The 21892-nt window shown below is 75.2% G+C and carries 15 protein-coding genes; 4 read left to right on the top strand and 11 right to left on the bottom strand.

What is annotated here, in order from left to right; all coding sequences use genetic code 11:
• Window positions 1-76: 76 nt before the first annotated feature.
• On the top strand, window positions 77-760 hold the full coding sequence (locus B8281_RS06360; protein ID WP_061268839.1) for a winged helix-turn-helix domain-containing protein: 684 nt from the start codon (window positions 77-79) through the stop codon (window positions 758-760).
• A gap of 139 nt (window positions 761-899) precedes the next feature.
• Window positions 900-1622 carry an NAD(P)-binding oxidoreductase gene (locus B8281_RS06355; RefSeq protein WP_034651883.1) on the top strand — a complete coding sequence of 241 codons (723 nt, stop codon included), beginning with the start codon at window positions 900-902 and terminating at the stop codon, window positions 1620-1622.
• 31 nt (window positions 1623-1653) lie between these two features.
• Here the strand turns inward: B8281_RS06355 and B8281_RS06350 are convergent, their stop codons facing one another.
• On the bottom strand, window positions 1654-7866 hold the full coding sequence (locus tag B8281_RS06350) for a sigma-70 family RNA polymerase sigma factor (RefSeq protein ID WP_198163169.1): 6213 nt from the start codon (window positions 7864-7866) through the stop codon (window positions 1654-1656).
• Window positions 7867-8089: 223 nt separating this feature from the next.
• Between B8281_RS06350 and B8281_RS06340 the strand changes: the two genes are divergently transcribed.
• A complete protein-coding gene (locus tag B8281_RS06340) occupies window positions 8090-8857 on the top strand; it encodes a hypothetical protein (protein ID WP_043657794.1) in 768 nt (255 codons plus the stop codon).
• A 107-nt stretch (window positions 8858-8964) separates the two neighbouring features.
• Here the strand turns inward: B8281_RS06340 and B8281_RS06335 are convergent, their stop codons facing one another.
• The 9 genes from B8281_RS06335 to B8281_RS06295 form a co-directional block, all read right to left on the bottom strand.
• Window positions 8965-9273, bottom strand: a complete 309-nt coding sequence (locus B8281_RS06335; RefSeq protein ID WP_021482763.1) for a DUF1540 domain-containing protein — start codon at window positions 9271-9273, stop codon at window positions 8965-8967.
• 158 nt (window positions 9274-9431) lie between these two features.
• Window positions 9432-9833: a heat shock protein transcriptional repressor HspR gene (locus B8281_RS06330; RefSeq protein WP_051028413.1), complete on the bottom strand. Its 402-nt coding sequence runs from the start codon at window positions 9831-9833 to the stop codon at window positions 9432-9434.
• Between the two features lie 143 nt (window positions 9834-9976).
• The gene (locus B8281_RS06325; RefSeq protein ID WP_043657778.1) at window positions 9977-10972 is read right to left on the bottom strand and encodes a DnaJ C-terminal domain-containing protein; all 996 of its coding nucleotides are present in this window, start codon (window positions 10970-10972) and stop codon (window positions 9977-9979) included.
• 153 nt (window positions 10973-11125) lie between these two features.
• Window positions 11126-11788, bottom strand: a complete 663-nt coding sequence (gene grpE / locus B8281_RS06320; protein ID WP_051028412.1) for a nucleotide exchange factor GrpE — start codon at window positions 11786-11788, stop codon at window positions 11126-11128.
• Window positions 11785-13668: a molecular chaperone DnaK gene (gene dnaK, locus B8281_RS06315; RefSeq protein WP_085387265.1), complete on the bottom strand. Its 1884-nt coding sequence runs from the start codon at window positions 13666-13668 to the stop codon at window positions 11785-11787. The genes grpE and dnaK overlap by 4 nt, the downstream gene beginning before the upstream one ends.
• Before the next feature lie 157 nt (window positions 13669-13825).
• On the bottom strand, window positions 13826-15220 hold the full coding sequence (locus B8281_RS06310; protein ID WP_085387264.1) for an alanine--tRNA ligase-related protein: 1395 nt from the start codon (window positions 15218-15220) through the stop codon (window positions 13826-13828).
• Between the two features lie 178 nt (window positions 15221-15398).
• Window positions 15399-16352: a cold-shock protein gene (locus B8281_RS20020; protein WP_085387263.1), complete on the bottom strand. Its 954-nt coding sequence runs from the start codon at window positions 16350-16352 to the stop codon at window positions 15399-15401.
• A gap of 87 nt (window positions 16353-16439) precedes the next feature.
• Window positions 16440-16694, bottom strand: coding sequence for a hypothetical protein (locus B8281_RS06300; RefSeq protein WP_043657787.1), 255 nt, complete (start codon window positions 16692-16694; stop codon window positions 16440-16442).
• A gap of 98 nt (window positions 16695-16792) precedes the next feature.
• The gene (locus B8281_RS06295; protein WP_157446590.1) at window positions 16793-18883 is read right to left on the bottom strand and encodes a hypothetical protein; all 2091 of its coding nucleotides are present in this window, start codon (window positions 18881-18883) and stop codon (window positions 16793-16795) included.
• Window positions 18884-19154: 271 nt separating this feature from the next.
• Between B8281_RS06295 and B8281_RS06290 the strand changes: the two genes are divergently transcribed.
• Window positions 19155-20333: an APC family permease gene (locus tag B8281_RS06290; RefSeq protein ID WP_157446700.1), complete on the top strand. Its 1179-nt coding sequence runs from the start codon at window positions 19155-19157 to the stop codon at window positions 20331-20333.
• Between the two features lie 7 nt (window positions 20334-20340).
• Here the strand turns inward: B8281_RS06290 and aspA are convergent, their stop codons facing one another.
• Window positions 20341-21873 carry an aspartate ammonia-lyase gene (gene aspA / locus B8281_RS06285; protein WP_085387260.1) on the bottom strand — a complete coding sequence of 511 codons (1533 nt, stop codon included), beginning with the start codon at window positions 21871-21873 and terminating at the stop codon, window positions 20341-20343.
• Window positions 21874-21892 lie beyond the last annotated feature (19 nt).

Raw genomic sequence — 21892 nt, 5'->3', positions numbered from 1 at the left:
TCGGTTCAGCCCTCGACCCCTGCCGACCCGCCGGACTCCCGGCGTCGCCGTCGGCCCGACGCACCCGGAGCCACCCATGACGCTCACCGCTACCCGCACCGCACGCCGCACGCCGTCGGCCCGCGTCCCCGCCGCCCGGGCGACGACGCCGCGCCCCACCGCACCGCGGCCCGCCCCCGCACCCCGCGCGGCGGCGCCCGAGCCCGCCGCCCCGCGGCGCAACCCCGGCTTCGTGCTCTACGTCGGCGTCGACGCCGCACCGGGCGAGCAGCCGCAGGCGCAGCTCGTCGAGCTCGCCGAGGCCCTGGGCGAGCTCGCGCGCGACTGGCTGCCGAGCGCCGAGACGTACACGGCGCTCGCGCTCGCCGAGCCCACGACCGCGACGACGTCGCCCGTCCAGGACATCGCCGCGTTCCGCGAGCGGCTCGCGACCCTCTCGCCCGTGCCGCGCGTCGTCATCGACCCCGCGGGGCGCACGGTCACCGTGGAGGGCCGCTCGGCGCGCCTGACCTTCCGCGAGCTCGAGCTGCTGTCGTACCTCGCGCGCACGGCGCACCGGGTCGTGACGCGCGCCGAACTGCTGGAGACCGTGTGGGCCGACCACGAGGTCGCGAGCGGCAGCCGCACCATCGACGTCCACGTGCGACGCCTGCGCGAGAAGCTCGGGCTGGAGCACGTCATCACCACGGTCCGCGGGCTCGGCTACCGGTTCGACCCGCAGACCCCTGTCGTCCTCGGCGGCTCGGGGGACGCCGCCTGAGGACCGCGCTGCCGGGCCGCGGTCGACGTGGGGGTACGTGGGGGACCACGCGCCCGGCAGCGCAACCCCCTCCTGTGACGACCCTCGCACGCCGCCCGCTCGCCGGGCGCGGACGCGCGTGCGGCGATACGTTCGGCCCATGCGCACAGTCATCGCGGGAGGTCACGGCCAGGTGGGCCGTCGCCTGGCCCGGACGCTGGTGGAGCGCGGGGACGACGTCGTCGCCTTCGTGCGGTCCGCCGCGCAGATCACGGATCTCACGGAGCTCGGCGCGCACGTCGCGCTCGTCGACCTCGAGAAGGACGACGCCGTCGCCGTGTCCTTCGAGCTCGAGGGCGCGGACGCCGTCGTGTTCGCCGCGGGCGCCGGACCCGGCAGCGGGGCGCCGCGCAAGGACGCGGTCGACCGCGCGGGCGCGGCCCTCCTCGCCGACGCCGCCGAGCGCGCCGGGGTGGGGCGCTACGTCCTCGTCTCGTCGCGGGGCGTCGAGGCGGCCCGCGCCGACGAGCGCCCCGACGGCGTCGACGACGTGTTCTGGGCCTACCTGCGCGCGAAGGCCGCCGCGGAGGACGACCTGCGCGCCCGCACGGACCTGCAGTGGACGATCGTCCGGCCCGGCCGTCTCACCGACGACCCGGGCGTCGGGCTCGTGGCCCTCGCCCCCGTGGGCGACGGCGACAAGCCGCGCGGCAAGCGGCGCAAGCCCGGCGCCGCCGTGGGCGAGCGGTCCGACGTGACGCGCGACGACGTCGCGCTCGTGCTCGCGGCGGTGCTCCACGAGCCCCGCTCGGCCGGACTCGTGCTCGACCTCGTGGGCGGCGACCGCCCCGTCGAGGACGCGCTCGCCGACGTCCTGCCCTGACCGCCCGGCCCGGCGACGGACGTCGGGCGCGTCAGCCCTCGCAGCGGGCCTCGCGGTGCCAGATCACCCCGAGCGGGTCACGGTCGGGCCGGATGAGGACGTTCGCGATCCGCGCCGTGTAGTTCCAGCCGCCGTAGGACACCTCGTCGCCGAAGCCGTACCACTCCCCCGCTTCCCACGCGGCGTAGCACGCGGGCGCCGCGCTGAAGGGGTCGACCACGAGCTGCTCGGACCACGACCCCGCGTGCAGGACGTACTTCGCCCCGGACCCGGAGGCCTCGCCCAGCGCCACCGTGCGGCGCTCGCCCGCCGCGAGGTCCCACTGCCCCTTCGCCTGCCCGGTGACCCGGAAGGTCAGCGGGACGTTGGAGCCCGCGTTGTCGAGGAGCACGGACACCGTGCGGAACGAGTCACCACGCTTCGCGTCGTAGTACGGGTCGCCGAGGACGAGGCTCCCGCCCGGCGCCACGACCGCGCAGTCGAGCGCGTCGAACCGGGCCGTCACCGTCTCCGCGAACGGGGTGCCGAGGACCGTGCGCGAGAGCTCGAACGTGACCGCACCGGACCGCACCGCGAGGGCACCCGCGGGCAGGTCGACGCTCGCGCTCGCACCCGGCGCGACCTCGCCGAGGTCGCGCGTGCCGAACGGGGTGCGGACGACGACGCGGGTCGGCTCGTCGGCGTCGTTCCGCAGACCGGTCGTGAGCACCACCCCGCCCCCGCCGGACGCGCACTGCGTCGTCGCCGTGAGCGTCGCCGCCCAGTCGGGCACGTACGCCGCGCCCCGGTAGGTCGCCGCGAGGGCGGAGTCCTGGAAGCCCTTCCCGAGCACCCAGCGGTACTGGCGGAAGGTCACCTTCCCGGCCTTGACGTCGAGCGCGCCCGTGTCGATCGTGAAGGTCGCCGTCTCCCCCGGCTTGATGCCGCTCACCGGGGCGGAGTCCCCGAGCGCTCCGCCGAGCATCCGGGCGTCGAGCGTCTCCGCCGTGTCGTTCGTCAGGGTGCCGACGAGCCGGATCGAGCCGTCCTGCCAGCGCGCCTCGACCGTCGCCGTGCGCGCCCACGACGGCGCGTAGGTCGTCGCGGCGTACGCCGCGGTCAGCGTGCTCCCCGCCAGGCCGGGGGCGTGGGCCCGCTCGACCGCGAACGTGGCCGTTCCCGCCGGGACGTCGCGCAGGCGGGTGTCGACGGCGAGCGTCGCGGTCGCGCCCGGGGCGACCTCCACGGGCGCGGCGACCCCGTACGGCGTCGTCATCGTGACCCGCAGCGTCGTCGCCCGGTACGGGTTGTGGAACGTCCCGCGCACGACCGTCGAGCCGGCGCCCGCGCCCTTCGGCACGACCCACGTGGCGGTCGCCGACGCGGAGCCGTCCGCGACGGACCAGTCGAAGCAGTCGACGCCCGGGACCTCGTGGCTCGCGAGGGCCGCGCTGTCGGCGAGCACGTCGAGCGTCAGCGACGCCTCCCCGACACCGCCGGGCAGGTCGACGACGGCGTCCCGGCCGCCGTCGACCGTGCGCGTCAGGTCGTCGCGACCGGCGACGGCGAACACCACGGGGACGGTCGAGCGCGTGTTGTCGTAGCGCAGCGCGACCGGGGCGGACGACCGCTCGGTCGCCGGGTCGAGCCGGCACGCCCCGACGGTCGGCGAGTCCACCGCGGGCGCGTGCCGTACGGCGTCGTACGCGGCGGTCACGACGTGCGACCGGCCCGAGCCGTCGAGCCGGGAGACGCGGAACGCGACCTCGCCCGCGGCGACCTGCCGGGAACCGGTGTCGAGGGTCAGCACGGCCTCCGCGCCGGGTGCGACGTCGACCGCGCGCGTCGTGCCGAGCTCTCCGCCGTCCAGGGCCACGCGCAGCGTCGCCGCCGCGTGGTCGTTGCGGAAGGTCCCGCTCACCACCACGGAGCCGCCGCCCTCGGCGGGCGACCACTCCGCCGTCGCCGAGCCCTCGACGCGCCACTCGAAGCAGTCGACGCCGTCGACCACGTGGCGCGCGACGGTCTCCCCGCCCGCGACGACCGCGAACGTCGCGCCCTGCGCACCGACACCACCGGGCACGACGACGTCACGCGTCTCGCCACCCTCGAGCGTCGCCGTCAGGTCGTCCCGGCCGACGACCGAGAACGTCACCGGCACCGTCGACGCCGCGTTGTCCAGGTGCAGCGTCACCGGCGCGGACGACGTGTCCGTCGCCGGGTCGAACACGCACGCGCCCACCGTGGGCTGCCGCGACGCCGACGGCGCGTGCCGCGCCGCGTCGAACGACGCCCGCACCTGGTGCGGCTCCGCACCGGGCGCACCGACGCGCGCCACCCGGAACGTCGCGGACCCCGCCGGAACGTCCCGCGAACCCGTGTCGACGGCGAACGACGCCTCCGCGCCCGGCGCGACCTCCACGGCCTCCGCGGCGCCGTGCCGACCCGCGGACATCGAGACGCTCAGCGCCGCCACCGCGTGGTCGTTGCGGAACGTGCCCTCGACGACGAACGAACCGGTCTCCGGCGACCAGCGCGTCGTCGCCGAACCCTCGACGTCCCACGCGAAGCAGTCGACGCCGTCGACCACGTGCCGCGCAACGGTCTCCCCGTCCGCGACGACCGCGAACGTCGCGCCCTGCGCACCGACACCACCGGGCACGACGACGTCACGCATCTCGCCACCCGCGAGCGTCGCGGTCAGGTCGTCACGGCCGGCGACCGAGAACGTCACCGGCACCGTCGACGCCGCGTTGTCCAGGTGCAGCGTCACCGGCGCGGACGACGTGTCCGTCGCCGGGTCGAACACGCACGTGCCGACCGTGGGCTCGCGCGACGCCGACGGCGCGTGCCGCGCAGCGTCGTAGGACGCCCGCACCTGGTGCGGCTCCGCACCGGGCGCACCGACGCGCGCCACCCGGAACGTCACCGACCCCGCCGCGACGTCCCGCGAACCCGTGTCCACGGTGAACGACGCCTCCGCGCCCGGCGCGACCTCCACGGCCTCCGCGGCGCCGTGCCGACCCGCAGACAGGGCGACGCTCAGCGCCGCCACCGCGTGGTCGTTGCGGAACGTGCCCTCGACGACGAACGAACCGGTCTCCGGCGACCAGCGCGTCGTCGCCGAGCCCTCGACGTCCCACTCGAAGCAGTCGACCGCGCCGACCGTGCGCGAGACGAGCGCGTCGCCGTCGGCCCGCAGCGCGTACGTCGCAGGCGCGGCTCCCGCCGGAGGAAGCTCGACCTCGGCACGGGCCCGCGCCGGGACCGTCTGCGCGAGGCCCGGGTGCCCGTCGACCGAGAACTCGACCGGGAGGGTGGAGGCCGAGTTGTCGAAGGCCAGCGTCGCGGCGGCTGACGACGTGTCCGTCTCGGGGTCGAACACGCACTGCGCGACCGCAGCGTCCGGGACGACCGGCGCGATCGTCTGGCCGTCGAGCGCGAGCGCGACGTCGCTCGGCGGCCGCGAGACGACCGCCTCGCCGCCCGGCCCGACGAGCAGCCGCTCCTGCGAGAGCACGAGCATGCTCGCGGGCACCGCGGGCGCGTTGACGTCGACGACCAGCGAGGCGTTCTCACCGACGCTCGTGCGCGCGGGGAGGTCGGCCGCGTGCCACGCGGGCGTGTCGGGCGCGGCGAGGCCGACCGTGACGGGCGCGCCCGTCCGGTTCGCGACGTCGGCGGTGTACCGCACCGTGCCGTCCGCGTTCTCCGCGCGGACCTGGACGCCGTCGGCCCCGAGCCACGCGAGCGGCACCGCCGCGCTCAGGGTGCGGCTCGCCGTGACCGCCTGGTCGTCGGCTCCGGCCCGCACCTCGACGGGGACGTCGGCGGGGAGCACGCGGAGCGCGCCGTCGTCGCGCTGCTGGATTTCGGGCACGAACGCACCGTTCGCGCGCAGCTCGACCGCCAGCTCGACCGACCGTCCCGCGGACGCACCCCGGGCCGGCGCGGGCAGCACGGTGTCGCTCGCGCACTCGAGCGCGGCGCCCCGCGCGGGGGTGGTGCAGGTCCAGCCGTCGTCGACAGGTCGGAGGGACAGCCCCTTCGGCAGCTCGGGCACGGTGAAGCGGACGCCCTGGGCATCACGGTCGCCGGTGTTGGCGGCCGTGAGCGTGAGCGTCGCGGACCCGGGGTTCGCCGCGAGCGTCACGCGCTCGTCGTCGAGCCGGACCTCCGCGCCGACGTACTTCAGGGGCGGCGGCGTGAGGTTGCGCTCCACCGTGCGCAGGCCCTCCGCCTTCACGCGCGCCGGGAACTCGTAGACGCCGCCGCCCCGGGCCGTGACCGTGACGACGAGGTCACGCGCCTCGCCGGGCGCGAGCACGCCCACCGCGCACGCGAGCGTCCCGCCCGCGGCGGCAGGCCCGCACGGGAGCGCAGCCGTGCGCAGCGCGGGGGCGACCGACGCGCCGCGCGCGACGACCGACGACGTGACGGCCTCGACGCCGGCCGGCAGGTCGACCTCGACCGTGACGTCCTGCGCCGCCCTCCCGCCCGAGTTCGACACCGTCAGGCGCACGTCGGCGGGCTTGCGCGCCTCCATCTCGATGCCGGTCCCGAGCGCAACGTCGAGCGCGGCCGGAGCCGGCTCGGGCGGCGGGTCGACGGGCGTCGGCTCGCCGGTCCCCGGGTCGACGGGGGTCGAGCCGCCGGGAGCCGGGTCGGTGGGCGTCGAGCCGACCGGGGTCGTCCCGCCGGGCGCGCCCCCATCCGCAGGTGGAGCCGTCGTCGCGTCGGGGGTGGCGGAGTCCGTCGGCGCCGGCGGGATGTTGGTGGGGGACGTCGGGTCCGTCGTGGGGTCGGGCGTCGGGGCGGTCGTGCCCGAGCTCGGCGAGGGCGACGGAGACGGAGAGGGGGACGAGCCGGACGGCGCCGGGGACGACTGCGAGGTCGGTGACGGCGTGGGCTCGGGAGTGAAGGCCCCGAGCGCGCCCGCGACGCCCAGCCCGGCGACCGCGAGCACGCCCACGGTGACCGCCGCCGCGGCGATCGGCGCGGACGCGACCAGCGCGAGCAGGCCTCCGGCCCCGGCCGCGGCCAGGGCACCGCCGCCCGCTGCCGCACCGCCGACGGCCGCTGCTCCACCCACTGCGGCGACCCCCGCACCCGCGCCCGCACCGGCCGCTCCCCCGGCGACGCTGCCCGCGGCACCGACGGCTCCCGCCGCCGCACCGGCCCCGCCGATCACCCCGGTCCCGGCGGCACCCGCACCGGCGCCGCCGCCGACGCCCGCACCGGCCCCGGCACCGGTCGCCGCACCGGATCCGCCCGCCGCGCCAGACCCGCCGGCAGCACCCGAACCGCCCGCCGCGCCAGACCCACCGGCGCCCGATCCTCCGGCGCTCGACCCACCGGCGCTCGACCCGCCCGCGCCGCCCGACCCACCGGCGCCCGAACCGCTCGCCGTCCCGCTGCCGGACGCGCCCTGGAGCGCGGCCACGAGCCCGCCGGCGACCGCCGCGCCACCCGTGGTGGGCAGCGCCGTCCCGACGAGACCGAGCGCGCCCACGCCGAGCACGAGCGGGGCGATGACGGCGCGCATGCCGTGGGAGACGTCGCCCAGCTCGAGCACGAGCCCGCGGCAGTCGTCGCAGCCCTCGAGGTGCGACTCGACGCGTGCCGTCTCGCGCTTGGCGAGGCCCCCGCGCACGTACGACCCGAGGAGCGCGTTGACCGTGCGGCACTCCTCAGCGGGCACGGACGTGAGGTGCTGCTGGAGGTACGCCTGGCGCAGCCCCTCGCGGGCGCGGTACGCGAGCGCGGAGACGCCGTTCGCGGTGAGGCCCAGCAGCGGGGCGATCTCGGCCGGGGACAGGTTCTCGACCTCGGTGTACCAGAGCACGGCACGCCACCGCTCCGGCAGGTCCTGGTAGGCGCGCGTGACCGTCGAGCGCTCGAAGCCCTCGAGCGTCGGGTCCTCCGTCGAGGCCATCGGGCCGAACGCGGACTCGAACGTGCGCTCGTCGTCGGTCGGCTGCGTGCGCCGCGCCCCGCTGACGAGGTCGTACGACAGACGGCGCACGACCGTGAAGAGGTAGGCGCGGAACGTGACGTCCGGGCCGCCGCCGTTCTGCAGCACGGAGAGCGTGCGGGCGAACGCGTCGGACACGACGTCGTCGGCGTCGGCGCCCGAGCGGACGTACTGGCGCGCGACCGTGCGCGCGGCCCCGGCGTGCCGCTCGTAGAGCACCCCGTAGGCGCTCGTGTCCCCTGCACGTACGGCGGTGATGAGCTCGGCGTCGCTGAACGCCTCGCTGTCCACCCGTTGTGCCTGCGTCATCGTCACCCGCCCCGGAGACCGCCCCGAACCGAGGCTACGGTGGCCATAGTAGACGCCCGTCCATCTCACGGGCAGAGGGTTCCCGCCACCGGAACAGGAACGACGGTGCTTTCTGGCTTTCGTCCCCTTTCACCCGGGACGTGAGGTCCTGGAAACTTCTCGCCGTTCCCGCGTCATGGACGGCTCGTCCGGACGTCTCATCTACATGGACCACCTCCCGGGGTACGCCGTGCCCGCGACCGACGCCGTGCGCGAGCGGTGGCGGCGCGCCAGCGCCGACAGCGTCTGGCTACGGCCGGGCGACTGGTACCACCCTGCCGTCGACGCGCTCGTCGAGGCGTTGTGCGAGGAGCGGGACACGACGCCCGCCGCCGAGCGGCTCGGCCGCGTCCGCGCGGAGGCCGGGGTCGGGATCGGCGAGGCCATCGACGACGTCGTCTGCCTGTACCGCGCCCACGACCGCGAGCCGGTCGTCGACCTGGTCCGCGGCGTGGCGGTCGGCTGGTCCGAGGGGTACGAGGCCAGCCCCGTGACACCCGAGGTCCTGGACCCGGAGTCCGGCCTCGCGACGACGCAGTACCTGGTGCACCGGCTCCGCGAGACGTACGGCGCGGCCGAGCGCGCGGGCCTGGACGCGACCCAGACCCACGGGCTGCTCGTCGTCGACGTCGCGCTCGACGACCTGACGGGATGGCAGCGGTTCGCGCGCTCGGCGGCGATGGGCCGCGCGCTCACCCACACGTTCGGCGAGGGCCACCCCATGGCCTCGATCGGCAACGGGCTCTTCGTCGTGCTCGGCGAGCGGGACGCGGACGACGCGATGGTGCGCACCGTGCTCCGCCACAACATCGAGCGCACCGGTCTCGCGCTGGGCGTCACGGCCATCCTGCGCCGGCCGCCGCGCGTCTGGCTCGAACCGCTCCCCCGCACCCACACGGCGGCCGTCCAGCTCCTCGACACGCTCCAGCGCTGACACGACGACGCCCCGTCCCACGCGGGCGAGCACGTGGTCCGGGGCGTCCGGGGGCGTCTGCGGCCGGCGGGTGACCGACCGCCCGCGAGCAAGGCGGCGACCGCGCGTCAGCGCGGCGTGAAGGTGAGGCAGTCGGCCCGGTCCTCGCCGGACGCGCCCGCCCCGACGCGGATCGACGGCGCGGAGCACTCGAGCGAGGCGTTGTGGACGCACTCCGTGCGCTGGCAGGCCCCGACGTGCGCGAGCACCTTCTCCAGCCCGCCCTTCGTGCCCAGCGGGATGAAGGTCGCGCACTCGGCGTCGCCCGTGTGACCGGCGATGGTCACGGCGCCCGCGTGGCACCCGTGGTCGTGGTTGTAGCCGCAGCCGTCGATGGAACACTCGACGACCTGGGGCATCTCCGTGAGGCTGCTCATCGCGATCTCCTGTCTCCGAGGACCCGCCGTGGGTCGGTCTCCGCGTTCCACGGTATTCCCGGAATTCCTCGGTGTATAGCAAGGAAGGCCTTGCTTAGAAATGCAGGAATGCGCAGCAATTAGCGCACGGCATTCTTGCGGAAATGCCGCGTCGCAGGTCAGTTGTCGGTGCCGTCGGCCCGGGGCCGCCAGATGACGAGCGCGCGCGCCTCGCCGTGCTCGACGAGCGTCTCGCGCAGGGCCTCCTCCACCCCGCGCCGCACGCTGCGCCCGCGCGGCACGACGACGACGTCGCCGCTCGCCGCGGCGGCGAACACGCGGCCGCCCGGCTCGACGCGCGCCGAGAGCGCCTCGATGCGCCGCTCGAGCCGCTCGACCTGGGACTCGAGGGCGAGGATCCGCTGGATGCCCGCGAGGTTGATGCCCTCGTCGTGGCTGAGGCGCTGCACCTCGAGCAGCTTCGCGACGTCGCGCAGCGAGTACCGCCGCCCCCGGCCCGCGGTGCGGCGGGGCACCACGAGGCCGAGGCGGTCGTACTGGCGCAGCGTCTGCGGGTGCATGCCCGCGAGCGCGGCCGCCTGCGAGATGACGAGGACGGGCGCGTCCTGGTCGACGTCGCTCGCGGGAGCGCGTCCGACGCCGCCCGAGTCCCCACCGATCGAGAGATGATGAGTTTCCTGCTGGAGCATCATGGTCGCCCCCCTCACTCCGCGGCCTGGCGGACCAGGTCGGCGCGCACGTCCTGGCCGGCGGTCTCGGCGGCGAACGTCTCGACGGCCTCGCGCGCGGCCTTCGAGAGCTTCTGCGGCACGGCGACCTGGACCGTGACGAGCAGGTCGCCGGTCGACTTCGCGGTCTTCACGCCGCGGCCGCGGACGCGCAGCGTGCGCCCCGAGGGCGTGCCGGCCGGCACCTTGACCTTGACGGTCGAGCCGTCGAGCGTCGGGACGGCGATGGTGGCGCCGAGCGCGGCCTCGGGGAACGTCACCGGGACCGTGATCCGCAGGTTGTTCCCGTCGAGCGAGAACACCGGGTGCGGGGTGACGTGCACGGTGACGACGAGGTCGCCGTCGGGCCCGCCCGCCGTGCCGGGGCGGCCCTTGCCGCGCAGCCGGATCTTCTGGCCGTCGCGGACGCCCGGCGGGATGCGCGTGGTGACCGTGCGGCCGTCGACGGTGAACGTCACGGTCGACCCCTCGACCGCCTGCCGGAACGGCAGGGTCGTGGCGGCCGCGAGGTCGGCGCCCGCACGGGGGCGGGGGCCGCCGAACTGCTGGCCCGCCGCGCCGCCGCCGAACATCGAGCCGAGGATGTCCTCGAACCCGCCCGCGCCCTGGCCGCCGGTCGAGTAGCGCACCCGGGTGCCGCCCGGGCCCCCGCCGCCGCCGAACATGCCGCCGAAGACGTCCTCGAAGCCCGCTCCCCCGGCACCGCCGGGGCCCGCGGAGAAGCGCGCGCCGCCGCCCGCCATCGCCCGGATCGCGTCGTACTGCTCGCGCTCCTTGGGGTCCGACAGCACGGCGTACGCCTCGCCGATCTCCTTGAACTTGGCCTCGGCGCTCGCGTCACCCTGGTTCTGGTCAGGGTGGTACTTGCGGGCGAGCTTGCGGTAGGCCTTCTTGATCGCGGCGTCGTCGGCGTCCTTGGGGACGCCGAGCGCGGCGTAGAAGTCCTTCTCCATCCAGTCCTGTCCGGTCACGGCGCCTCCCTCCTGTCGGTGGTCGTGGTCCTGGTCCTTCGTTCCGTGGCTGCTGCCGGTGGGTCTGCTGCTGGTGATCCTCGCGTGCCCGACGGCGGAGCGCACCTCCGCGCGGGAGGTGCGCCCGCGCCGTCGGGCACGAGGAAGGGGTGGCTACTGCGGGCCGACGACCGAGACGCGCGCGGCGCGCACGACCCGCTCCCCGATCCGGTAGCCCGGCTCGATGACGAGGTTCACCGTGGTGGCGGTGGCCTCGGGGTCGGGCTGGTGCATGAGCGCCTCGTGGACGGTGGGGTCGAACTCGTCCCCGACCGCGCCGTAGCGCTCGATCCCGAACTTCTCGAGCGACGCGTCGAGCTTGTCGGCGATGGCCGCGAACGGCCCCGTCAGCTCGCCGTGCTGCCGCGCGCGGTCGATGTCGTCGAGGACCGGCAGGAGCGCGGTGAGCACGTCCTCGATCCCCTTCGTGCGCGCGGCCTCCTGGTCGCGCAGCGACCGGTTGCGGTAGTTCGTGAAGCTGGCCCGCTCGCGCTGGAGCGCGTCGAGGTGCTCCGCGGCCTCGGCCTTCGCCGCGAGGACCGCGGCGTCGACCCCGGCCTCGTCGGACGGCTCGAAGTCGAGGCCCGCGAGCGGGTCCGTCTCCGCGTCGTCGCCCGCGGAGCCGCCGGCCTCGCCCTCGGGGCGGGGCCGACCGCTCTCCGGGTCGACCTTACGCTTGTCCGTGAACTGGAAGGGCTTGTCGTCGGAGCCCTGGCCGGGCTCGCGCCCGGCCTGCTCCTCGGGGCCCTGCGGGTCGGTCGGTCCGTCGGCCGTCACTTGCGCTCGTCCTCCTCGTCCACGATCTCGGCGTCGACGACGTCCTCGTCCGGGGCGGACGTCGCGCCCGCCGCGGCGGTGGCGTCGTCCTGCGCGGCGCCGGGGTTGCCGGCGGCCTGCTCCCGCTCGGCCGAGGCGTAGAGCGCCTGGCCGATCTTCTGCGAGGACGCGACGAGCTTCTCGTGCGCGGTCTTCACGGCGTCGGCGTCCTCGCCCTCGAGCGCGGACTTGACCGACGCGATGTCGGCCTCGACCTCGGTGACGACGTCGGCGGGGAGCTTCTCCTTGTTCTCGGAGACGAGCTTCTCGGTCGAGTAGACGAACGCCTCGGCCTGGTTGCGGGTCTCCGCGTCCTCGCGACGCTTCTTGTCCTCGGCCGCGTGCTCCTCGGCCTCCTTGACCATGCGGTCGATGTCCTCCTTGGGCAGCGCCGAGCCGCCCGTGATGGTCATCTTCTGCTCCTTGCCGGTGCCGCGGTCCTTCGCGCCGACGTGGACGATGCCGTTCGCGTCGATGTCGAAGGTGACCTCGATCTGCGGCACGCCGCGCGGGGCCGGCGCGATGCCGGTCAGCTCGAACGTGCCGAGCGGCTTGTTGTCGCGCGCGAACTCGCGCTCGCCCTGGAACACCTGGATGAGCACCGACGGCTGGTTGTCCTCGGCCGTCGAGAAGATCTCGCTGCGCTTGGTCGGGATGGCCGTGTTGCGCTCGATGAGCTTGGTCATCACGCCGCCCTTGGTCTCGATGCCGAGGGACAGCGGGGTCACGTCGATGAGCAGGACGTCCTTGCGGTCACCGGAGATGACGCCGGCCTGCAGGGCCGCGCCGACGGCGACGACCTCGTCCGGGTTGACGCCCTTGTTCGGCTCCTTGCCGCCCGTGAGCTCCTTGACGACGTCGGTCACGGCCGGCATGCGGGTGGAGCCACCCACGAGCACGACGTGGTCGATGTCGGAGACGGAGACGCCCGCGTCGGAGATGACCTTGTGGAACGGGGCCTTGGTCCGGTCGAGGAGGTCCTGCGTCATCTGCTGGAACTGGGCGCGCGTGAGCTTCTCGTCCAGGTGGATGGGGCCGTTCTCGCTCATCGAGAGGTACTGCATCGAGATGGTGGTGCTCGTCGCGGACGAGAGCTCCTTCTTCGCCTGCTCGGCGGCCTCGCGCAGACGCTGGAGCGCGATCTTGTCCTTCGACAGGTCGACGCCCGAGCTGTTCTTCACCTGCTTGATGAGGTGCTCGACGATGCGGTTGTCCCAGTCGTCGCCACCGAGGCGGTTGTCGCCCGAGGTCGCGCGGACCTGGATCGTGGAGAAGTCGTCCTCGTCCTTGCCGACCTCGAGGAGCGAGACGTCGAACGTGCCGCCGCCCAGGTCGAAGACGAGGATGAGCTCGTCCTCCTTGCCCTTCTCCAGGCCGTAGGCGAGCGCGGCCGCGGTGGGCTCGTTGACGATGCGGGTCACGTTGAGGCCCGCGATCTGCCCGGCGTCCTTGGTCGCCTGGCGCTCGGCGTCGTTGAAGTACGCCGGGACGGTGACGACCGCGTCCGTGACGGGCTCGCCCAGGTACTCCTCGGCGTCTCGCTTGAGCTTGCCCAGGATGCGCGCGGAGATCTCCTGCGCGGTGTACTTCTTGTCGTCGATCTCCACCGACCAGTCGGTGCCCATGTGGCGCTTCACCGAGCTGATGGTGCGGTCGACGTTCGTGACCGCCTGGCGCTTGGCGACCTCGCCGACGAGGACCTCGCCGGTCTTGGAGAAGGCGACCACCGACGGCGTCGTGCGCGACCCCTCGGCGTTCGCGATGACCGTGGGCTCTCCGCCCTCGAGGACGGCGACCACCGAGTTGGTGGTGCCGAGGTCGATCCCGACTGCTCGTGCCATGTGTGTGCCTCCGTCGTTCTGGGTGCCCGACGGCGCTGCTGCGCCTCGGCACACCGGGTTGAGTCTGCTTCACTCAAGGTAGATCCGTGGTCGGTGCTCGCGCAACCTCACCCGGCTCAACTTGAGTCCATCAGGCTCAACCTTCACGCGACCCGCACTATTCCCCGCTCGCGGCCGCCCGGGACCGCGCCTGCTGGCGTGCACGCTGCTCCGCGTAGCCCTCCTGCCAGTCCGCGGCGAGAGGCATGTCGCGGCGGCGGACCTCGTCGACCGCCAGCTCGACGGGGAAGCCCCAGGTGTCGGCGAGCACGAACAGGTGGTCGCCCGTGACGGTCGTGCCATGGAGCCTCTCGAGCTCTCGGAGGCCCCGGTGCACCGTGCGCCGGAAGCGCGACTCCTCGTCCCGGAGCACGGCACTCAGGTCCTCGCGCCGCTCGACCAGGTTCGGGTAGGCGTCGCGGTACGACTCGGCCACGACGGCGACGAGGTCGTCGACGAACCGGTCCTCCAGCCCGAGCCGGAGCGCGTGCACCACGGCCCGGCGCACGAGCCGCCGCAGCACGTACCCGTGCGCCTTGTTGCTCGGCCGCACGCCGTCGGCGGCGAGGAACGTCGCGGCGCGCACGTGGTCCGCGATCACACGGAACGGGCGCGGGTCGTCCTCGTAGGTGCGACCGCTCAGGTCCTCGAGACGGTCGACCAGGGGGCGCAGCAGGCTCACGTCGAACACGTCGGGGGTCGCCGTCGCGGCGGCGGCGATGCGCTCCAGCCCGCCCCCGAAGTCGATGCTCGGCTCGTCGAGGAGGACGAAGCCCTCGCTCGTGCGGCGGTAGCGCATGAACACCTGGTTGCCGATCTCGACGAACCGTCCTCCCTCGCTCGCCGGGTGGGGTTCCCCGGTCGACGGGTCGTGGAGCTCCGGTCCGAGGTCGTAGAAGACCTCCGAGTCCGGTCCGCAGGGGTCGCCGACGGGCGTGCCCTCCAGACCACCTCCCCGGCTCCACCAGTTCTCCTCGGCGTCGTAGAGGAAGACCCGGCCGCCGCGCATGCCGTCGCGGTCCCCGTCCGCACACGACCCGACGTCCACGACCGACGCCTCGATGCCGTGCTCGGCGAACACCGTGACCCAGGCCTGGGCCGCCACCTCGTCCCGGGGGATCCCGTGCTCGACCGACCCGCGGAAGCACGTGACGTAGAGGCGCGAGAGGTCGACGCCGACGAGCGCGAGGAAGTCGGCGAACCACCGGACCTGCCGCTCGACGTCGGCCGACCCCAGGCTCCAGTTGCCCAGCATCTCGAAGAAGGTCGTGTGCCGTGGGTCGCCGACCTCGTCGATGTCCTGCGACCGCAGGCACGGCTGCGAGTCGACCAGGAGCCGCCCGGCGGCGTGCGGGCGCACGCCCAGCAGGTAGGGCATCAGCGGCTGCATGCCCGCGCCCGTGAACAGGGTCGTCGGGTCCTCGCGCAGGACCAGGGGCGCTCGCTCGATCACGGCGTGCCCCCGGGAGGCGAAGAAGTCGAGGTAGGCCGAGCGGATCTCCTGAGCGTCCATCCGTCGACCCTAGGGACGGGGACCACCGACTTCCAGGGCAATCCCCGCAGCCCCCGGCGAGGAGGACCGCGCCCCGCCGCGGTGGGGGGCACCGGGGCGGGGCGGGCAGGGTGGCGCGGGGCGGCAGGTGGGGCACACCGGGGCGGGGTGGCTCGGCGGGAGCCGCGCCGCCCCTCGCTCAGATGAGTTCGACGCCGTCGGCCTGCGGCCCGCGGTCGCTCTGCCGGATCTTGAACCGGACCCGGTCACCCTCCTCGAGCTCCTCCCCGCCGCGCACGACGGACACGTGCACGAACAGGTCCTCGCCCCCGGCGTCGGGCGTGATGAAGCCGAAGCCGCGGTCCGCGTCGTAGCGCGCGACCGTGCCCTCGCCGCCGCGGACGCGACCGCCGGACGCCGGACGACCGCGGTCCGCGCCCGGGCGGCCACGGTCGGCGCCCGGTCGGCCGCGGTCCGAGCCCGGGCGCCCGGAGCCGCCCACGAGCTGCACGTTCCGGGCGTTGGGGCCCTTGTCGCCCTCGACGACGTCGTACGTCACGCGCGCGCCCTCGGCGAGCTCGGTGAGCCCGCGGCCCAGGGCGCTGACGTGCACGAACACGTCGTCGCCGCCGCCGTCGGGAGCGACGAAGCCGAAGCCCTTGACGTCGTCGTACCAGGACACGGTGCCGTCGGCGCCGTCCGCCGCGGGCTGCGCGGCCTGCGCGCCGAGCGGCAGCAGGTGGTCCGCCTGCGGGCCCTTCTCGCCCTCGACGACGAGGAACGCCACGCGCTGCCCCTCCGTGACGACGCCGCCCCCGACGATGGCCGAGCTGTGCAGGAAGATCTCGTCGCTGCGCCCGTCGGGCGTGACGAAGCCGTAGCCCTTGGCCGGCTCGTACCAGACGACGGTGCCGAGCACGCCCAGGGGCGCGTCGGCGGCGCGGTCGCCCGTCACGCGGACGCGCCGTGCCTGCGGGCCCCGGTCGCCGGTGCCCATCTCGAACTCGACGACCTGCCCCTCGCGGAGCTGCTTCGGGCCGTCGTCACCGACGATCTCGGACGCGTGCACGAACAGGTCCTCGGCCTCGTTCCCGAGGTCGATGAAGCCGAACCCTCGGTCGGCGTCGAACCATCGGACTGTTCCCTGGGGCACCTAGGACTCCTTGCATCGACAGACAGTGCTGCTCCTAGTGTCCCCGACGCCGCCGCGCCCCGGCGCCGCGGGACCGCTCGGCCGGCCTCAGCGGCCGGTGCCCGACGCGCCGGCGCCCGGCTCCGCGCCCGGGTCGTCGACGTCGTCGCCGCTCCAGCTCCGCTCGTCGCCCGGGTCGACGTCGGTGGGGACCTCGGGGTCCTTCGGCAGCGAGTCGTTGGCGAGCGCGGGGAACGCGCCCGCGGTGCCGATGTCCGGCTCGCCGCGGGCCGGTTCCTGCTCGTCCCGCCAGTCCTGCTCGTCGCCGGTGCCCCGGCGGTCCTGCGGCTGCGACGCGGTCATGAGCGGGCCCTCCTGGTCTCCGGCCCGGCCGCCTGGTCGACCGGGCGCACTCCCTCGACCGTACGTCGCCCCGCCGGGCTCACCACCCGGGCCGCGGGCTACGGCGCCGCGGCGGGGACGGCGGGCTTCCCCTCGTCCGCGGGGTCGTCCGTCTCGTCGACCGCCGAGTCCCGCTCGACCGCCGGGTCCGCGTCCGGCGCGACGGGCGCGGCGGCGGCAGGTGCGGCGGAGGCCGCCGCACGACGGCGGCGCACCACGAGCACGACCGCACCGGCGAGCGCCGCCACGACGAGCAGCACCGCACCGATCCCGACCCACGGCGCGACGGCGGCGCGCGACGACGCGTCGTCGGCCGCGGCGGCGGCCTCGTCGAGGCGCCCGGCGTCGAGCGCGGCGCGGGCGTCGGCGGTCGAGCCGCCGACGTCCAGCAGGAGGCGGCCGAGGTCGGCGAACGGCCCGCCGCCAGCGCTCGCGGCGACGGCGTCGCCGACCGTCCCGACGACCTCGACCGTGCGCGGCAGCACGGTCGCGAGCGCCGCGTACTCCTCGGCGGTGCGGGCGCTCTCGTACTGCGTGCGCACGGCGGCCGGGTCGGGCAGGCCCGCGTCGTCGGCGGCCTCCTGGACCTGGCCGGCGGCCGCGGCGGCGTCGGGCCCGATCGCCTCCCGGGCCGCGTCGGCGTCCGTGAACGCCCAGTCCGTCATCGCGGTGCGCAGCCCCGCGGGCGGCAGCCACGCGCCGTCGGCCGCGTCGAGGGCGACGTAGGCCTCGCGGGCCGGGCCCCGCGCGTCGAGCAGGGCGGTCTCGTCGGCGTCGGCGACCCACGTGCGGTAGGCCGCCTGGGCGTCGGCGACCTCGCCGCGCACCTCGACGAGGTCGAGGAAGCGACGCCCGTCGGTCAGGCCGGGGCGGCCCGGCTCGCCGGGGGCGTCGTAGGCGCTCTCCCCCGCGTACGCGGCGGCGACGAGCGACCCGAGCGCCTCGTCGTCGAGCCCGCCGACGAGCGCGGACACGGCCGTCCACGCGGCGGCGTACGCGTACTCCTCGGTGGCGTCGGCGCCGTCCTGCACGTCGACGTCCGCCCAGGCGACGAGCGGGAGCGCCTCGGCCGCGTCGCGCGCGGGGGCCGGGAACGTCTCGGTCGGGCCGCCCGTCTGCGCCGCGACGCGCTCCCCCACGACCTCGGCCAGGCCCTCGGACACCCACCGGTCCGCGAACCGGTCCCCGGCGAGCCACGCGTGCGAGAGCTCGTGGAAGAGCAGCCCGGCGTCGAGGTCCTCGGGGATGACGATCTCGCCGGAGCCGCGGTCGAACCACGCGTACCCCAGCACCTCGGGCGACACGTCCTCGCGGATGCGCTCGAGGTTCCCCGGCCACGGCATCCCGACGACGCGCTCGAGCGTGGGCAGCCCGGCGGCGACCTGCTCCGCGACGAAGGCGCTCCACTCCGCGTCGCCCGGGAAGCTCTCGAGCACGAGCTCCGTCCCCGCGGCGTCGACCGTCGTCGTGTCGACCTGCGCCGGGTCCCGGAGCGAGACGAACGACCACGTGCCGAGGTCGTCGGTGCTCTCCGTCGCGCGGTGCGTCCGGGTCGTGCCCTCGAGGATCGGGGTGAACCCGTCCCACGTGCTGTCGAAGTCCATCGACGTCGGGGTGACGATCTCGACGGTCACCTGCCCCGGGTCGCCGGCCGCGTTGACGGCGAACGTCGCGTACCCGGGCCCGACGCGCGTGTACCCCTCCGAGCGGATGGGCTCGCCCGGGATCGTGTAGGCCCACTCCACGGTCCGCTCGCGCCCGTAGTTGAGGGGCGAGAACGAGACCCGCGCGGCGCTCGTGGCCGGGTCCTCCGTCGGCTCCAGCGTGACGGGGAGGCTGGCGCCGCCGCTCGTCGCGGTGACGTCCGTCGCGCCCGCCGGCACGGGGATGCCGTAGGCGTCCCAGTAGTAGAAGTACTGGCCGCTGTCGGGCTGCTCGTTGCGCAGCGTCGTCGTCACCCGGACCCGGACCGGGCCGGTGCCGTCCACCTCGTAGCGGACGTGCGACGTCTCCGACAGCCCGTCATCCGGGTCCGCGCTCGCGACCCCCGGCGCCCCCACCACGACCGCGCCCGCGAGCACCCCCGCGAGCACTGCGCGCGACGCCGTCCGCCCCGCGCGCCGCCCGTCGCCGGACCCTCCTGAGACCACCCCTGCACCGCCGTCCTCGCCGAAGCGCACAGCCCGTCGCCCCCCGCTCGTCGGGACCGGTCGACGACGACCGGGACGGGACACCGGCGGGAACTGTACCGGCTCCCGGGGACGCTCCGGACCACGCCCCGGGGCGGGTGGCGGGGCCGCCGTCGGACACCTCGTGGACACCTGGTCCTGGCACGCTGTGCGGGTGACCACCGCACCCGGCCAGCCGTCGCTCGCCCGCCGCCTCGGCACGACGGACGCCGTCGTCGTCGGGCTCGCGTCCATGGTCGGCGCGGGCGTGTTCTCGGCGTTCGCCCCGGCGGCGGCCGCGGCGGGGACGGGCCTGCTCGTCGGCCTCGCGCTGGCCGCCGTCGTGGCGTACGCGAACGCGACGTCGTCGGCCCAGCTCGCCGCGCAGCACCCGACGTCGGGCGGCACGTACGTGTACGGGCGCGAGCACCTCGGCCCCTGGTGGGGCTACGTCGCGGGGTGGGGCTTCGTCGTCGGGAAGACGGCGAGCTGCGCCGCCATGGCGCTCGTCCTCGCCGCGTACGCCGCACCGCCCGGGTGGGAGCGTCCCGTCGCCGCCGCGGCGGTCGTCGTGCTCACCGCGGTCGGCTACCGCGGCGTGACGCGCACGGCCCGCCTCGCGCGCGGGATCGTCGCGGTCGCGCTGCTCGCGATCGCGACGGCGGTCGTCGCGAGCCTCGCGGGGACGACGCCGCGATGGTCCGTCGTCCTCGACGCCGACGGCGCGCACGGCGGCTGGTACGGCGTCCTCCAGGCCGCAGGGCTGCTGTTCTTCGCGTTCGCCGGGTACGCGCGCGTCGCGACGCTCGGCGAGGAGGTGCGCGACCCGCGCCGCACCATCCCGCGCGCGGTCCTCGTGTCGCTCGGGACGGTCGTCGTGCTCTACGCCGTCGTGGCGGTCACGCTCCTCGCCGTGCTCGGGCCCGCCCGGCTCGCGACGTCCGCCGCGCCGCTCGCCGACGCCGTCGCCGCCGGATCGTGGTCGTGGGCGGGACCGGTCGTGAGCGTCGGCGCGGTCGCCGCGAGCGCCGGCGCGCTCCTCGCCCTCCTGGCCGGGGTGAGCCGCACGGGGCTCGCGATGGCCCGCACCGGCGACCTGCCGGGCTGGTTCGCCGCGGTGCACCCCGTGCACCGGGTGCCGCACCGCGCGGAGCTCGCTGTCGGGGCGGCGGTCGTGCTGCTCGTGCTCACGACGGGCCTGCGCGGCGCGATCGGGTTCTCGTCGTTCGGGGTGCTCGTCTACTACCTCGTCGCGAACCTCTCGGCGCTGCGCCAGACCGCGCCGCACCGCCTCTACCCGCGAGTCCTCCCGGTGCTCGGCGCGCTCGGGTGCGTCGCGCTGGTCGTCACGCTGCCCGTCCCGAGCGTGGTCGCGGGGGTCGCCGTGCTCGCGGTCGGCGTCGTGCTGCGGGCGGTGCGCGTCCGGTCGTAGCCGCGGGTCAGGACGCCTCGGGCTCGGGCTCCGGGGGCGCGCCCGTGGCGTCGTCGGACTCGACGACGCGTGACGACTCGCCCTCCTCGCCCGCGGGCGGCAGGCCGCGCTCGTCGGGCTCGTAGTAGCGGCCGGTGTAGCGGGGACGCAGGAAGTTCTCGGTCGTCAGCACGGCGTCGACCTCCTCGGCCGTGAGCAGGCCGCGCGCGACCACGACGTCGCGCACGGAGGCCCCGGTGCGGGCGGCCTCCGCGCCCACGAGGTCGCCGTTGCGGTGGCCGATGATCTCGTTGAGGTACGTGACGATGCCGATGGAGTCGAGCACGTGGCGGCGGCAGACCTCGACGTTCGCCGTGATGCCCGTGACGCACTTGGTGCGCAGCGCGACGCACGCGTTGGTCAGCAGGTGCAGCGACTCGAACATCGACTGCGCGAGCCCGGGCTCCATGACGTTGAGCTGGAGCTGCCCGGCCTCGGCGGCGTGGGTGATCGTCACGTCGTTGCCCATGACCTTGAAGCAGACCTGGTTGACGACCTCGGGGATGACGGGGTTCACCTTGGCGGGCATGATCGACGACCCGGCCTGGAGCTCGGGCAGGTTGATCTCGCCGAGGCCCGCGCGCGGCCCCGACGACAGCAGCCGCAGGTCGTTGCAGATCTTCGACAGCTTGGCTGCGAGCCGCTTGAGCGCCGAGTGGACGGCGAGGTAGGCGCCGTTGTCGTAGGTCGCCTCGACGAGGTTCTCGGCCGGGACGGTGTGCAGGCCGCTCACCTCGGCGAGCCGGCGCGTCGCGACCTTCGGGTAGCCGGGCGGGGTGTTGAGCCCGGTGCCGATCGCGGTCGCGCCGAGGTTGACCTCGAGCAGCAGCTCGCCCGCGACCTCGAGCCGGCGGATCTCCTCCCCGACGTTCACGGCGAACCCGGCGAACTCCTGGCCGAGGCTCATGGGGACCGCGTCCTGGAGCTGCGTGCGCCCCATCTTCAGGACGTCCGCGAACTCGGACGCCTTCTCGTCGAACGCGCGCTCGAGCCGCCGCACCTCGTCCTGGAGCCGCGCGACGAGCTCGTGGACCGCGAGGCGGAAACCCGTGGGGTAGGCGTCGTTCGTGGACTGCGAGCGGTTGACGTGGTCGTTGGGGTTGATGACGTCGTAGCGGCCCTTCTCGAACCCGGCGAGCTCGAGCGCGAGGTTCGCGACGACCTCGTTGGTGTTCATGTTGACGCTCGTCCCGGCCCCGCCCTGGAACACGTCGACCGGGAACTGGTCGAGGCACCGCCCGTGGCGCAGGATCTCGTCGCACGCGGCGACGATCGCGTCGGCGACGTCGCGCTGGATGGTGCGCAGCTCACGGTTCGCGAGCGCCGACGCCTTCTTGACCATCACCATGCCGCGCACCATCTCGGGGACGTCGCTCACCGTCGTCCCCGAGATGCGGAAGTTCTCCATGGCGCGGACCGTGTGGACGCCGTAGTAGGCGTCCGCCGGGACCTCCTTCGGCCCCAGCAGGTCCACCTCGGTGCGTGTCCGTTCGCTCGACATGCCCCGACCGTAGCCCGGC

The sequence above is a fragment of the Cellulosimicrobium sp. TH-20 genome (genome assembly GCF_002105775.1).
Lineage (GTDB): Bacteria > Actinomycetota > Actinomycetes > Actinomycetales > Cellulomonadaceae > Cellulosimicrobium > Cellulosimicrobium funkei.
This window is presented reverse-complemented; position numbering and strand designations above follow the sequence as displayed.